Here is a 15,386-nt window from a genome sequence, read left to right on the forward strand (position 1 = left end):
GAAGGATATCAGTCGTCGAAGCTGTCATCCCAATCGTCATCGAAATCATCACCCATGTTGTCGGTTTCAACCTCGACCTCAGGTTCCGGCTTGGGCTTACGCGCCGGAGCGCTGTCTTTGACGTTGTTCAGATTGACTCTGGCCTGCTGCTTTTGCATAAACTCGCTGCGGACCGCTTTGAACGCACTACCGAACTCACGCTCGGCAGCCTTGGCTTCATCCTCACCCAGCTCATGCAAGTTGGGTTTAACTATATCTTCCACATATTCAATAATCGCATTGCGCTGAGAGTTGAACAGGTAGATACGTCCAGGAGAGGCTTCGGGTAACTGATTGTCATGGACGACGATAGCATTGCCACGTGCGGTTCTGAGCTCGCCATACCAAACTTGTTTCTTTGCAGTGTTATACATATATGCCAATACCCTTAAATCAACACATACACCAGAGAAGTTGCCAATAAGTCGCTGCGCTTTGTGCCTAGACTTGCTCACGCCTTCCCTAAAGTTTTTCGGCCAAAGAAGCGCACTACTGCTCACTTTGCCACAAATAGGTTTCCACCTTTGGAAGGTGGCGTTTTCAAGTGCGTATTCTTACAGAATCTTTCCGAGAATCAATGCTGCAAACCGTGATTTTTCCAACTAAATAACGATTAATTTTTCATGACAGCACCCTAGAGTGCTCTCACAAAGGACTTTAGCCGAAATTTCCACCAGGGCAAGTTGAATTTTGCACGCAAACGCCTTAAGGCTGCATGTTACAGCCAACCAGCAACAATGAAGAAAAAGCTGCCGAAGGAATATTCAGCAGCCATAGGGAGTGGCGCGTCAGTAGCTACTTACTTCAGTGTCAGCACCACCTTGCCCGAGTGATTGCCGGATTCCAACAAGTGATGTGCAGCAGCGCAATCTTGCAGCGAAAAACGGGCAAAGATATGGGGCTTCAGGGCACCTTCATTCAATAACGGCCAGACCTTGGCCTTGAGTTCGGCAGCAATTGCCGCCTTGGCCGCGACGCTTTGAGGCCTTAAGGTTGAGCCGGTCCAAACAATGCGTTTGGCCATCAGGCGAAAGATATCCACTTCAGCCCTGGCTCCCCTTTGCATGGCAATAGACACCATGCGGCCATCACAGGCGAGTACCTTGAGGTTCTTGTTGGCAAAGTCGCCGCCAGCCATATCCAGCACCACTTCGACCCCCTTGCCTTGGGTCCAGTCCAGTACAGGTTCAACAAAATCTTGTTGTCGATAATCGATCGCCAGCTCGGCTCCCAGTTGCCGACACCAGGCGCATTTCTCCGGGCTCCCGGAAGTCACCAGTACTCTGGCACCAAAAGCCTTGGCCAGGGCAATGGCGCTGCTGCCGATGCCGCCCGAACCGCCGTGAATGAGCACTGTCTCGCCTGGCTGTAACCTGGCTCGCATAAACAGATTGCCCCACACGGTAAAGAAGGTCTCGGGAATCGCAGCGGCCTCTTCCAAGCTCCAGCCCTTGGGCACAGGCAAGCAATGACCCGCCCAGGTAAGCACATACTCACTGTAACCACCACCCGGCACCAGGGCACAGACCGCTTGTCCGGTCTGCCATTGGTCTACGCCTTGCCCCAACGCGACTATCTCACCGGCTACTTCCAGTCCCAGCACGGGAGAAGCGTCTGCAGGGGGCGGATAGTTGCCCTTGCGCTGGGCCAAATCCGGACCATTGACACCGGCCGCAGCCACCTTGATCAACACCTGCCCCGGGCCGGGAGTAGGGATCTCGGCATCAGCCAAATAGAGCACTTCCGGTTGCCCTGGAGTATCAAAAATAACCTGTTTCATTACTGCTCCTTGATGTAGGGAAGAGCCGAACCACAGCTTATATTTGCCTTTAACTCGGTTCAGTGCAAATCTGGCATAGAGTCATGGCGGCCATTGTCTCGCCGCGTTCGGCAATCTCAATATTTGAACAGTTATGATGCCCCAATACCAAGCCTCGCAACCGCCATACGTTAAACCCGCATAAAAAAACGCTGCAAAAGCAGCGTCTTTGAACGATTGAAACAGCGGAAATTAATGTTAATTCAGCGCTGGATCAGATAACGGATAGTCGGGCCGTTCTGTTCTATCTCCAGCACCTTGTAACCGTGGTTCTTGGCATCCAATGGAATATTGTTGATCGACTGTGGGCAGTCGCTGATCACTTCCAGAATTTCACCGGGTTTGAGCTGGGGCATGGCCTCCAGGGTGGCAACGGCGGGATAAGGACAGGGTTCACCAACCATATCCAATTGGTAATCAGGAGTATATTGGCTCATTACGCGGCCTCCGCAGTCAGTTGTGCATCCCGTTTGGCTTTACGGGCAAAGAATTGTTTTTCCCAGGCGAGCATGGCGACAAACGCCAGGCCCAGCATCAGGTAGGTGGCCAGCAAGCCGCCCTTGTCCCCCAAGCTGGAAAGCAGGTTGACCTTGTCCCAACTGGTGGCCAGTGGTTCGGCCAAGTCGTCCCAGTAGTAGGCCAAAATAGTGGAGCCAATGACGTTACCCAGGCCAACCCACCAGAAGTGCACCTGCCCTTCCACGGCGCGGTACATCCAACCGGTTTCGCAGCCACCGGCCAGCACTATACCGAAACCGAACAGCAAGCCACCGATAACCGCGTTGGGACCAGCCCACATGATCTTGGGTGAAACCCCTAGTTGCACATAGCTGTAAATCCCTATGGCACTGACCGCCATACCTATGATGATCGCCTTGGCCATATGGGTACGGCCGGTGATCCACATGTCGCGAAATGCCGAGGTAAAGCAGATCTGTGCCCTTTCAATCAGCAGACCGAAACCGACACCGCAAAGCATGGCAATACCCAGCTTGGGTGCGTTGAACAGGGTCAGGAGTCCCCAACCGACTATGCCGATAAACACCAGCATACCGATACGAAAACGCCTTCTGGCCTGGTTTTCATCCTGCTTGACCGAGCTGGCCTTGGTGACCTTCTTCAGCGCCACCGGAATGCGGAACATGGGCAGCAAGGTGAACCTGGCGCCAAAGTAAGAACCGGCGGCAGTGGCCAGCGCGAAGAACCAGGCATGCAGCGAGAACTGCGGAATACCGGTAAAGAAGGCCGCCAGGTTACAACCCATGGCCAAACGGGCGCCGAAGCCGGCAATGATGCCGCCAACCAGGGCCTGCATGATGCGCACCCGGCTCTGTGGCATTCTGAGCTTGACGTTATTGGCCCATAGCGCCGCGGCGATACAGCCACCGAACATGCCGATAATCATCATGCCGTCGATACGATCCAGCGGCGTACCGGCCAGACCTATCACCTTGAAATAACCCCAGGTTTCCGGCTCGGCACCGAACATTTGCAGCAAGTGGCCACCCCAGCGAGTGAATTCGCCGGTCACGGCCCAGAAGGTACCGGTCAGACCAAAATAGTAAGTGGAAAGAATACCAGCAGCGATAACAGCCGGCATGGGAGCCCAAAAACGGACCAGATATTGTTGTTTAAATTGTTGCCATGTCATGTCATTACCCTAATGAACGAGACCTTGCCAAAACGGACACTGGGTGTCCGTCAACCATTTTGTAAGGTGCGAACAAACAGCCCACAGCAACTGACCTGTCGCACCTTATTTCATGCCTTTACGGCGATAAAACCGCTGGAGTGCAGCAAACGACGGCTGTCTGGCATCATCAAAGCACTAAAGACCGGCCGAAACTGGGTTCCGACCGGCCATAAACAGTGTTTAACAACGATGATGAGCAGACAGTAGGCGCTGTGCTAAAGAAAGGGCGAACAAGTCCCGCGAGGACTTTGTCTTTACTTACTTAAATGGCCTTGGCCAGGCGATCGCGGCTCAACCCCGTCAGTCTGTGACCATGGGTGTAGAGCGTCGCACGACCGTTGCGGCAAAAGCCCACCAGCGTGATGTTGCTCTTCTCGGCCAACTCCAACGCCAGTGAGGTCACGGCGGACATGGCAAAAAGAATCTGAATATTGGCACTGGCAGCCTTTTGCACCATCTCGAAACTGGCTCTGCTGGTCAATAAAACCGCGATTGGCCGCTCGGCATGTTTCTGTGAAAAGGCACCAATTAACTTATCCAGTGCTATATGTCTTCCAATATCTTCATAGGCATCAATAATATGCCCATCATTATTTAAACCCATTGCAGCATGGGTGGCGCCAGTTAATTTAAAATGCTGTTGATTGTCCTTAACAAAATTCAAAGCAACCTTTAAATTGTTGATATTAAACTCGGCACCATTATCAACTCGAATAACAGGTTTAACCGCTTCTTCAAGTTGGGCAACACCGCAAAGTCCACAACCGGTTCTACCGGCCATATTGCGTCTTTGTTGCTTTAATTCCATGAAACATCTTTGGGTTATCTCAATCTGAACCAGCACACCTTCTTCGGTATATTCCAGCTCAACACCCTTGATTTCATTTATGTTTCTAACTATGCGCTCCGACAGAGTAAAGCCGATAGCAAAGGCTTCAAGATCCTGCGGACTGGCCAACATTACTGTATGGGAAATGCCGTTATATACCAGGGCGATTCTCACTTCGTTCGCTAAATAGTCAGTTAATTCCGAAGCCTGCCCTTGTTCCATAAGGGTGACTTGTTTCTCGGTGACAACGTCATGCGAATAATAATCCATAAGTACCCTCTGAACCTATCTAAATAATAAAAATTTACAGACTTTAAAATAAAATAAGAGCTATATCACAAACTCATAAAGTAAATAAAAACAGGGTTGCTTCAACTGAATTCATTTTCTATTATCTCCCTGTCTTTCGATGGAAGAACGTCGTCTCCGGTGAGGCGTCCGGACTTCAAATCCGGGTGGGGCTGCCAGCAGTCCCGGGTAGGTTCGACTCCTATGTTCTTCCGCCAATCTTCATGGGACCAGAAAAGTTCAGCGTCCCGGATCTCCCGACTGTTACTGCGATATTTCCTGCGGGTAAAACCGCTGCGATCGAAAAACTCCAACAGTTGGATACTCACTTTGCGACCAAGACCTATCATCGCCTTGAACTCAGCGGTTTCCAGTTGCCCCTTTTGCGCTAAATGACCGCGAATAAGATCGGCGTAGTGACACAGCTTACTGCTGAGCAGGTATCTGTCTTTCACCACGGCGGTAATAAACCCTTGCTGCACCAACTGGAAACACAGCGGCCGCAGCTCACCCGGCTCCAGCTCAAGATATTCGGCCATCTCAGTCACCCACACAGGAGTATCCTGCTGTTCCAGCCAGGGGGATAAACGCTGCCAACAGGCTTCGGCTTGAGGGTCCAAGGTCATTCTGTGCTGCGGTAACTGCAACAAGGCTCCGCGCAGCACCATGCGGCGATCGCGACAGAGGCGCTCCAGGATCAAACTGGCCAGTGGCAAGGGGAACTTGCTGTGACTCATACGCAACAGGCGATTGCGCCCCAGCCCCAATTGATCCGGGTGCTGCTGATGGTATTGCTCCAGCAGTGACAAATAGAGCTGTTGCTCGGCTTCCAGCAGTTCAGGTGCCAACAGGAAACTGCCGTGGCGGCTGAGTCCGGCCTCCTGAATGAGTCGAGTCAAACCGGCTTCAGTCAGTTGCCAGCGCCAGGCCAAGTCAGCCACAGCCAAGGCCTGCTGTTTACCTAGGTAAGCCAGTGCAGTGGCCGGTGTTTCGGCATCGGCGAGACAGCCAATAAGAGCGAGCCGCTCGTCGGTGCGTTTCTTGCGATTGGGAACTGTCAGCGCCAGCACTCTACCGGCGCCCAGGGTGTGCTTGCCACTGGCGTGACGCAGCACTATAGGGTCGTCCTGACATAACAACAGCGGCTTATCCAGCACCAGCTCAGCCAGGCAGTAGCCGCGCTCATCGGCCTCGGTTAACTGGGATATGCGTCCCAGAGTATGATCGGCGCCGTGGTGGCAATGTACGCTCTGCCAGTGAGTCACAGGTTCAAAGGCGCGGATCTGCACCACAGGGCGACCACAGGCGTCCGGCTGGGGCAAACTACTGAGCCAATCGCCGCGTTGCGGCGCCCTGTGGTTATCAACACCACTGAGATTGAGGGCGACCCGGGTGCCCGGCAACGCCGTCTGCGACTCCTGTCCCTGGCAGTGAATGCCGCGGATCCTCAGCTTGTCTTTCTGACCCGAGCTATAAAGGTTATCACCAACATTGGCACTGCCACTGATCACTGTGCCCGTGACCACCCAACCGGCGCCTTTGACACTGAAGGCGCGATCCAGGGTCAGGCGAAAGGCCTGCTGCGCGTCTGCGGCAACGCAAGCCTTCTCATGCTGCAGCTCGCTCGCTGCCAGCGCCAGAATATGGTCCCTCAGCGATTCAATCCCCTGGCCATTGCTGGCCGAAACGCTAAACACACCGGAGGCCTTGAGGGCAAACTCACAGAGCAGAGCCTCACTCTCTGCAACCACTTCATCGATGCGGGCCCGCTCCACCAGGTCACTCTTGGTAAGCACCAGTGTCAGGCTCTCAAGCGGCAACATGGCTAAAATCTGCAGGTGTTCGCGGGTCTGCGGCATCACGCCGTCATCACAGGCCAGCACCAAGAGCGCGTGTCTGGCATGACTGACGCCCACCAGCATGTTGTTGATAAACTTTTCATGACCCGGCACATCGATAAAGGCCAGCCGTTGTTCGTCGGCAAACGACATAAAGGCATAACCCAGATCTATGGTCATGCCGCGGCGTTTCTCTTCCGGCAATCTGTCGGTATTTTGCCCTGTCAAGGCCCGAATAAGACTGGTCTTGCCATGGTCTACATGGCCAGCGGTTACCAAGATCACAGCGACACTCCCAAGGTGCTCAGCTCGGCCAGCAGCTCGGCTTCATCGTCGACCCCGCGCAGATCCAGCAGCAGTTGCTCATTGCTGATCCGGCCGATCACCGGCCGTTCGGCCTGCTTGAAATGTTGCTCAAGCTCAATCAGGCTAGCCCCCGGATTGGCACTGAACGCCAGTGCCACCGAAGGCAGGAAGGTATCCGGCTGTGAGCCGCTGCCCACCTGGGTGCGGCACTCCACCAGCTGCAGTTGATAACCGGGGGCAAACAGGGGCTGCAACGCCTGGTGCAAACGGCTGCCAAGCAGCTTGAGTTGCTGCTGACTGCGGCCGAACTTGACCATCATAGGCAGTTCAGTATCCAGGGTTTCCGGGTTGAGATAGTGGATCAGTGTGGCTTCCAGCGCCGCCAGAATCAGCTTATCGCAGCGCAGCGCCCGCTTGAGCGGATGGCTTTGCAACTTATTGATAAGCGACTGTTTGCCGACTATTAATCCCGACTGAGGGCCACCGAGCAGCTTGTCGCCGGAGAAGCTCACCAAATCGACGCCATCGGCCAGCATCGCCTGCGGAGTAGGTTCCTGCTTGAGCCCGAAGCGGCGCAAGTCGGTGAGCGAGCCGCTGCCGAGATCCGAGATCAGCGAAATATCATGCTCGCGGCACAATGTCGCCAGCCGTGACTCTTCCACCGAGGCGGTAAAGCCCTGAATATGATAGTTACTGGTGTGCACCTTCATGATGGCGGCGGTGTTGTCGGTTATCGCCTGCTCGTAATCCCTGAGATGGGTTCGGTTGGTGCTGCCCACTTCCACTAACGTCACTCCGGCCTGACGCATGATATCGGGGATCCGGAAGGCGCCGCCTATTTCCACCAGCTCACCGCGGGAAACTATCACCTCTTTACCGGCGGCCACCGCCGACAGCATCAACAGCACGGCGGCGGCATTGTTGTTAACCACACAGCAAGCATCGGCGCCGGTGAGGCGGTGAATAAGCGAGCTGACGGCATTGTCTCTATGGCCGCGCTTGCCGGCCTGCAGCTCAAATTCCAGTGGGGTCGGGTAACGCATCACAGAAGTAACGGCCTCGATGGCCGCCTCGGACTGCTGCGCCCGTCCCAGGTTGGTGTGCAGCAGGGTGCCGGTGAGGTTCCATACCGGCCTTAAACTGTGGCGATAATCGCTGGACAGCTGATCAACCAAAATGCCATACAAGGCTTGGTGTGAGTGACACCAGTCGGGCAGGCGTTGCTCACGGCCTATCCCGGCTCTTGCCAGCCGAAGTTGTCCATCCAGCGCCTGTTTGACGGCGGCCTTGCCAAAGCGGCTCAGCAGCGGAGCCAGTGCTGGCTCGGCCAGCAGGCTATCCATGGAAGGCAAAGCCCGATAGAGGTCTTTGAGGGTATCGGCAGTTTGGGTCATCATCTGTTTCATCATTGACTGAATAAAGGGAGGGCCTAAGCCCTCCCGGCTTTCGTTACTAACGAGCTAGTTACTCGCTGTCTTCCGTCTCGTGAGCCAGCAACAAGGGATTGACTGTGGTGGCACCATAGCCTTTCTCATTGAGCTGACTGTCGAGCATCAGGGTTGCCAAATCGTCGGCGGCCACATCCATTAGCGGTGACTTTTCGAGGAACATCATCTTGGTATAACCATGACAAGCCTCGCAGCTTTCGATGCGAACTTCGGCCTGATAGTCGTCCAAAGACCAGAGGGTCATTTCCTTGTCATGCCCGCAGCAAGTGCAATGGGCACGTATGAAGTGCCACTCGCTCTCACACAGGCTGCAATGCAGATAACGCAAACCGGCTCTGGGTTCATCGACTATCACGCTGGCAACCGGATGACTGCCACAAACCGGACACAGGCTCTGCTGTTTGACCTGGCGCTGATCCATGCGCTGAATGACTGCCGGCGCCCAGTGAGACCAATAAAGCCCCATGGCAGCCCACAGAAACAGACTGAACCTGGCGGGCACTGCACTCAGGTTGCCCTGACGCAGCGCCTGCCCCCAGGCACTCAATTGCTCGGGCGCCTGTTGCATCAAAAGACGCAGCACCCGGGCGACCGACTCATCCACCTGAGGCAGGAGTTCACTGAGCAGTTGCTGCAGCAAACTCTGCCAATAGCTGTCGGCACTGGGGCCCAAGTCTGCGAGGGGCAATCCCTCGGACTTGTCCCAGGCGGGAGGAAGGCCGAAGTCTTCCTCCGCCGCCAGTTTGGCCTGTACGGCGACCAAACGGCGACACAGCTCCAGGTAATCAGCCAGCGGCGAGTCCTTGGCCAACACTTCCAGACGCTTGGCTCTGCGCAGATAAACGCTGACAGGATCGGCGGCTTTCAGTGGTTTGAGCTCCAGCGGCGACTCGCTGCCGGGGGCCAGGGGTATCTCGGCTGTTTGACTCATTTAGTGTTTCTCCGCTTCCGAATCTTCTTCCAGCATTCTGGGGTGGTGCTTACGGCACCAGGCCTTGGAGACCTTGCCGTAGAGCATGCCCGCAACCGAACCTTCTACCCAGGTCGCCATCCAGAAGTGCACCATCACGAAAATCAGCATGATGAGGGCACAGATGGCATGCACCAAAATCGCCCAGCCAATGGTTGTGGCTGAGAAATAAGGTGCAAAATAGGGCTGCCACATGATGAAGCCTGTCACCGTCAGTCCGATGGAGGTCACCACGAAAGCACGGAACAGCACCTTTTGCCCAGGGTTGTAATGGCCGATAGGCGGGATCTTGTCCTCGTTCTCAAACATCACATCCTTGATGGACAGCATCCATTTCAGGTCGTTCTTCTCCCACTTGTTGTGATGGTAATAACGCACCAACATCAACATCAGCGGCAGACACATAAACAACCCGGCAATGGGGTGAACGAAGCGCGCCAATTGAGGCGTGCCCGCAATAGCCCCCATCCACTGGAAGGAAGGATAAAAGAACGAAAACCCGGTCAGAAAGGTGACCAAACCTGCCGCCACAATGAACCAGTGGCAGATGCGGTCAAACAGCTTATGACGCACTATCATCTCTTGCTTGTGATGCTTGCTCATTTGCCGTCCTCCTCTTTCTGAGCCGCTTGCTGATCTTCCTCAGGCGGCTGATAACCGGGTTGATCCTCTTCGACTATGTTGCGGCCAACGGTGATCTTGTGCAGACAAGCCACGGCGGCGGTTGCCAGGATCCCCACAGTACCCAAAGGCTTGACCCAGTCCTGCCACAGAGTGACAGACAGTGGGATCTGCGGATCTTCCGGCATGTTGTAGCTTTCAGGCTGAGTGACATCGTGCAATATCATCATCATCGCTGTGCCACCCACACCTTCCGGGTTGTACAACCCGGCCTTGGCAAAGCCACGCTCCTTGAGCTCGGCCACCCGCTTGTCGGCATAGAACAACATGTCTTCACGAGTACCGAAGCGCAGTGCGCCTGTGGTACAGGTCTTGACGCAAGAAGGCTCCAGCCCGACCGCCAGGCGGTCGGAACACATGGTGCACTTGTAGGCCTTGTTGTCCTTGGGGTCGATTTTAGGGATATCGAACGGACAGGCACTGGCGCAGTAACCGCAACCAACACACTTGTCTGAATCGAAATCCACTACCCCGTTGGCGTGCTGGATAATGGCGCCTGCGGTCGAACACGCCTTGAGACAGGCGGGATCGGCGCAGTGCATACAAGCTGAGTGAGTGAACTGCCAGCGCAACTTGTTGCGCTCGTCCATCACCTCGTTGTACTCCATCAAGGTCCAGACCTGGCCGGAGAGTTTCATCGGGTTTTGATAACTTCCCTCGAAACTGCCCACTTCTTCACGCAGATCGTTCCATTCGGAACACGCCACCTGACAGGCCTTACAACCGTTACACTTGGTCGCATCAAACAGTTTTGCAACCTGCTTGATATCACCAATCCGAGTTTGCGATGCCGGCGTTGCCGCTGAGGTGCCTGAGCGTCGAATAATATCTTGTGTTGCCATTATCAGACCTCCGCCTTCTCAACGTTCACCAGGAACGCTTTGTACTCAGGAACACCCGTGTTGGCATCACCCATCTCTGTGGTCAGCACGTTACAGGTATATGCCTTCTTGGTGAGGGCGTTATGACTACCGTGACGTGGAATACCCAGGGTGTGTACCGTTTGACCATTGACTTGCAGTGGCTGCAAACGCTTGGTCACCAGAGCCTTGGTAAAGATGTGGCCACGCTTGGAGCTCACCTTCACCAAATCACCATTCTTGATGCCTTTTTCTGCTGCCAACTGCTCGTTCATTTCCACAAAGGTCTCTGGCATGGAGATCGCCGCCAAACGGCAGTGAGTCGTCCAGAAGTTAAAGTGTTCAGTGAGCGAGTATGTGGTACAGGCGTAAGGGAACTCCTCTTTGGTGCCTATGGTTTCTTTCACACCCTCAAACCAACGCAGCACTGGGCTGTGCACCACTTTAGGATGCAATGGGTTGGTCCCGATTGGTGATTCCACCGGCTCATAGTGCTCAGGGAACGGCCCTTCTTTCAGCAGCTTCAGGGCGAACAAACGGCCCACGCCTTCTGCCTGCATGATAAATGGGTGCGCGCTGTCCTGTGGATTGAGCTTGGCGTTGAAGTCAGGCACGTCTATGCCTTCCCACTTGCCATCTTTCCACTCGACTATGGTGCGGTTTGGATCCCAAGGCTTACCGTTGACATCACAAGAGGCGCGGTTGTAGAGCACTCGGCGGTTGGCAGGCCAAGCAAATGCCCATCCAGGGGTAATCCCCTTGCCGGATGGATCATGGTTGTCGCGGCGTGCCATCTGGTTGCCTTGCTCGGTCCAGGAACCGGCATAGATCCAACAGGCACAGGCGGTGCTGCCATCGTCCTTGAGTTCACTAAAGCTGCTCAGTTGACGGCCGGTGTTAACATCGTATCCGTTCAACTCTTTGGTCAGCTCCACCGAGCTTGGGTTATGCGGATCGGCATAGTCCCACTTGACCGCTTCCACAGGCTCAGGCAGTTTGCCGCCCTCTTCGCGATACAGCTTTTTCATCTCCAGCAAAATACCGGCCACAATCTCAGAGTCGGGCATGGATTCGCCGGGAGCATTGGCACCCTTGTAATGCCACTGCATCCAGCGACCCGAGTTGACGATGGAACCTTCTTCCTCGGCAAAACAGGTTGTGGGCAGACGGAACACTTCCGTTTGGATACTGGCGGTATCAACTTCGTTGTAATCCGGCTCATTTTGCCAGAAGGTCGCAGTTTCAGATGCCAAGTTATCAAGTACAATCAAATACTTGAGCTTGCTCAGCGCCTTGAGGTTCTTGTTGCGGTTAGGCATAGAGTTAATCGCGTTAACCCCCTGCACAATACAACCGTTGATCTGACCGCGATACATCATGTCGAGATAGCGGCCAAAGTCATACATCTGATCCCACTTAGGCAACCAGTCATAACCAAAGTCGTTTTCAGCTGTGGCATGCTCGCCCCAGAAGCCCTTCATTTGCGAAATAAAGAACTTGGGATAGTTTTGCCAATAGTTGGTTTGACCCGGACGCAACGGCTTAGGCGTATAGTGGCCCAGATAAGTCTGCAGATTGACGTCTTTATCATTGGGCAGCTTAAGGTAGCCCGGTAAGCTCTGACACAGCAGACCCATATCGGTCGAGCCCTGAACGTTGGCGTGACCACGCAAGGCGTTAACCCCACCGCCCAACTGGCCAATGTTACCCAACAGCAACTGCACCATCGCCATGGTACGAATGTTCTGCGCACCCTTACTATGGTGAGTCCAGCCCAGGGCATACATAAAGGTCGCCGCCCTGTCTTTGGTGTAAGTGCTGCCAATCGCCTCACAGACCACTTGGTAGTCGTCTGCCGGTGTCCCTGTGATGTTGCTGACAGTGGCAAAGTCGTAACGTTCTACGTGCTGTTTCAGCAGGTTCCACACACAACGAGGGTGCTCAAGGGATTCATCCACCTTGGCATAGCCGTTTTCGTCGAGTTGATAGAACCAGGATTCTTTATCGTAGTCGCCCTTCTCTTCATCAAAACCTGAGAACAGACCTTCGTGGAATTCAAAGTCTTCCCGCACCAGATAGCTGGCGTTGGTATAGGCCTTCACATAGTCGAAGTTGATCTGGTTGGTGGAGATCAGATAGCGGATCACACCCAGCAAGAACGCAATGTCTGTGCCTGAGCGGATAGGAGCATAGTGATCGGCCAAAGCAGCACTACGGTTGAAACGAGGGTCAACCACAATCAATTTGGCATTGTTATGTTGCATAGCTTCCGTGACCCAGCCGAAACCGACAGGGTGCGCTTCTGCAGCATTACCGCCCATAATGATCACTACATTAGAGTTCTTGATGTCGATCCAGTGGTTGGTCATGGCACCGCGCCCAAATGTTGGAGCAAGACTTGCTACCGTTGGGGAGTGTCAGTTACGTGCAATGGTATCGATGGCGACTAAGCCAAGAGAACGAGCAAACTTTTGAGTCGCAAAACCACTCTCGTTCGCCATACCGGATGAGGTCATCATCCCTGTAGTCAACCAACGGTTGACTGTTACGCCATCGGCGTTTTTCTCAATCAGGTTGGCATCACGATCGTCTTTCATCAAACGGGCAATACGCTTGTAAGCTTCGCCCCAACTGATGCGCTTCCATTCATTGCTACCCGGAGCGCGATACTCTGGGTACTGCAGACGGTGCGGACTGTTGACATAGTCCACCAGGCCTGCGCCTTTAGGGCAGAGCGCCCCACGGTTTACCGGATGATCGGCATCACCTTCAATATGAAAAATGGCATGTTCAGAGTTTTTGCCACCGCTGCCTTGGCTATACATAAGCAAGCCACAACCCACCGAGCAATACGGGCAGTTGTTGCGGGTCTCTTTAGCTCTGAGTAGTTTGAATTCCCGAACTGCGGCATAAGCCTTCTCGGACAACAACCCCAGCGCAGATATGGCTGAAGTTGCCGCCCCGGCAGCGCACAGTTTGAAAAACTGACGTCTGTTCATAGCGTCCTCACACTCTTGTCGTTATGAGTTTTGATGGGGGTCGCAACCCTTGGCTGCGACCTGCCAAGTGCAGTCGAATCAAAGACCACACTCTGCGCAAGATTATCCTTAAAGACACTCAGGATAACAAATAATGACACGAGACCAAGATCACAAAGGGGTAGCTATGACAAATTGAACCACAAAGCCAACCAGAATCAGCATTAAAACCCAGCAATAAAACAAAAAATGGTTTATAACACCAAAACGAACAAAAATTGCACCAAAAGACATTTTGTCCAAATGCATAGGTAAATTTTGTCCCAGCAATAAAAAAGCAGGATGAATAACCATTAAATGAGACTCAATCGACGGGAAAGAGAAAAGAATAGTGCTAAAAAAGCCGACAGCGAAGACAAGGGGAGATAACTGAATGAAGGAATATAACAGATAAAACAAAGTATTACATCATTAACACCTTTACACTATCTGCAGTAGCCAACCGGAGGAACAGAATAACCGCCATCAAGTCAAATTGACCCACCGCCTAAAAAACAGTCAAATACTAAACGACAGATAAGCCACTCACAAATGTAAAGATTGTCAGTTTTTATCAAAAATATCCTGCCGCTATTGGCGAATCAGGCATAGCGGACACTGATTTGAGCCAAAGGCCACTCAGCAGAGTCTCATCTGTACCTATCAGGAAAGCATCTCAGTTAAGCGTCCATGACGCCGATAATATTGCTAAAGGCCTGGTCAGGTTCAAGGAGACGGAGCCAAACAAGCAATGGCCCGTTTTCGAGCTTCAAGCTATTACCGCAAAAGAACAGCACCTATCGCTCGAGAGGCGCCAAGCAAAAAGCCACTGCAGTTGCAGTGGCTTTTTCTGGTATCAAGCACAAGTGCCTATCTCCAATAGACCTCAGAATGGGATATCATCATCCCAGCCGTCATCCAGATCCGGCGTGTAGTTCTGCTGTTGTGGCTGAGGCTGTGGTGCCGGACGCTGCTGTGGAGCCGCCTGTTGTGGCGCTGGCTGCTGTGGCTTGGGCGCATAACCTGAGTTCTGCTGCTGACCATAGCTTTGCTGCTGCGGCGCGTTGTACTGCTGCTGTGGTTGCTGTGGCTGTTGTGGTTGCTGAGCAGGCTTGGGCTGATAGCCGCCGGACTGCTGTGGCGCATTGTATTGAGACTGTGCCTGACCACCGCCGTAACCACCTTGGTTCATACCGCCCTGATTGCCGCCCTGGCTCATACCACCTTGATTTTGGTTACGGCCACCCAGCATCTGCATGGTACCGCCCATATCGACAACCACTTCAGTGGTGTACTTATCCTGACCGCTCTGATCTTTCCACTTGCGGGTCTGCAGCTTGCCTTCCAGATACACTTGTGAGCCTTTGCGCAGGTACTCACCGGCAATTTCAGCCAGCTTGCCGAACATGACAACCCTGTGCCACTCGGTACGCTCTTGCTGTTGGCCCTGTTGGTCCTTCCATGACTCACTGGTGGCCACTGTGATATTCGCTACGGCGTTGCCGTTTGGCATGTAGCGCACCTCTGGGTCCTGCCCCAGATTGCCCACCAGAATTACCTTATTAACACCACGACTGGCCATCGAAATCTCCTGCGAT

11 protein-coding genes, 1 tRNA gene and 1 pseudogene are annotated in these 15,386 nt (G+C 53.8%); 1 reads left to right on the forward strand and 12 read right to left on the reverse strand.

Features of this window, described 5'->3' with window-relative positions; translation table 11 throughout:
* Nucleotides 1–8 precede the first annotated feature (8 nt).
* The 5 genes from CX651_RS12930 to fdhD form a co-directional block, all read right to left on the reverse strand.
* Nucleotides 9–413, reverse strand: a complete 405-nt coding sequence (locus CX651_RS12930; RefSeq protein WP_071238709.1) for a hypothetical protein — start codon at nt 411–413, stop codon at nt 9–11.
* Between the two features lie 425 nt (nt 414–838).
* Entirely contained in the window at nt 839–1,819 is a 981-nt protein-coding gene (locus tag CX651_RS12935; RefSeq protein ID WP_101056386.1) for an NAD(P)H-quinone oxidoreductase, read from the reverse strand.
* Nucleotides 1,820–2,061: 242 nt separating this feature from the next.
* Nucleotides 2,062–2,295 (reverse strand): sulfurtransferase-like selenium metabolism protein YedF, encoded by a 234-nt coding sequence (yedF, locus tag CX651_RS12940; RefSeq protein WP_025010175.1) that lies wholly within the window; start codon nt 2,293–2,295, stop codon nt 2,062–2,064.
* The gene (gene yedE, locus CX651_RS12945) at nt 2,295–3,509 is read right to left on the reverse strand and encodes a selenium metabolism membrane protein YedE/FdhT (RefSeq protein ID WP_101056387.1); all 1,215 of its coding nucleotides are present in this window, start codon (nt 3,507–3,509) and stop codon (nt 2,295–2,297) included. The genes yedF and yedE overlap by 1 nt, the downstream gene beginning before the upstream one ends.
* Nucleotides 3,510–3,813: 304 nt before the next feature.
* The gene (fdhD, locus tag CX651_RS12950; RefSeq protein WP_071238705.1) at nt 3,814–4,650 is read right to left on the reverse strand and encodes a formate dehydrogenase accessory sulfurtransferase FdhD; all 837 of its coding nucleotides are present in this window, start codon (nt 4,648–4,650) and stop codon (nt 3,814–3,816) included.
* A gap of 141 nt (nt 4,651–4,791) precedes the next feature.
* Here fdhD and CX651_RS19875 point away from each other — a divergent pair.
* Nucleotides 4,792–4,886: transfer RNA gene (locus CX651_RS19875), tRNA-Sec, on the forward strand.
* A gap of 69 nt (nt 4,887–4,955) precedes the next feature.
* Here CX651_RS19875 and selB read toward each other — a convergent pair.
* From selB to ssb, 7 genes and pseudogenes are all read right to left on the reverse strand, one after another.
* Nucleotides 4,956–6,791: pseudogene (gene selB, locus CX651_RS20365) on the reverse strand (selenocysteine-specific translation elongation factor); the annotation flags it as partial.
* Nucleotides 6,788–8,209, reverse strand: coding sequence for an L-seryl-tRNA(Sec) selenium transferase (gene selA / locus CX651_RS12960; RefSeq protein ID WP_071238746.1), 1,422 nt, complete (start codon nt 8,207–8,209; stop codon nt 6,788–6,790). The pseudogene selB and the gene selA, both read right to left, overlap by 4 nt.
* Nucleotides 8,210–8,276: 67 nt before the next feature.
* Complete coding sequence (fdhE, locus tag CX651_RS12965) at nt 8,277–9,191, reverse strand: formate dehydrogenase accessory protein FdhE (protein ID WP_039033518.1); 915 nt, start codon at nt 9,189–9,191, stop codon at nt 8,277–8,279.
* Nucleotides 9,192–9,833, reverse strand: a complete 642-nt coding sequence (locus CX651_RS12970; RefSeq protein ID WP_039033519.1) for a formate dehydrogenase subunit gamma — start codon at nt 9,831–9,833, stop codon at nt 9,192–9,194. It lies immediately after the preceding gene.
* Nucleotides 9,830–10,753: a formate dehydrogenase subunit beta gene (gene fdxH, locus CX651_RS12975; RefSeq protein WP_039033520.1), complete on the reverse strand. Its 924-nt coding sequence runs from the start codon at nt 10,751–10,753 to the stop codon at nt 9,830–9,832. The genes CX651_RS12970 and fdxH overlap by 4 nt, the downstream gene beginning before the upstream one ends.
* A gap of 2 nt (nt 10,754–10,755) precedes the next feature.
* Complete coding sequence (gene fdnG, locus CX651_RS12980; RefSeq protein WP_101056389.1) at nt 10,756–13,770, reverse strand: formate dehydrogenase-N subunit alpha; 3,015 nt, start codon at nt 13,768–13,770, stop codon at nt 10,756–10,758.
* Nucleotides 13,771–14,674: 904 nt separating this feature from the next.
* Nucleotides 14,675–15,370 (reverse strand): single-stranded DNA-binding protein, encoded by a 696-nt coding sequence (ssb, locus tag CX651_RS12985; protein WP_101056390.1) that lies wholly within the window; start codon nt 15,368–15,370, stop codon nt 14,675–14,677.
* Between the last annotated feature and the right edge of the window lie 16 nt (nt 15,371–15,386).

The organism is Shewanella chilikensis (assembly GCF_002836945.1).
Lineage (GTDB): Bacteria > Pseudomonadota > Gammaproteobacteria > Enterobacterales > Shewanellaceae > Shewanella > Shewanella chilikensis.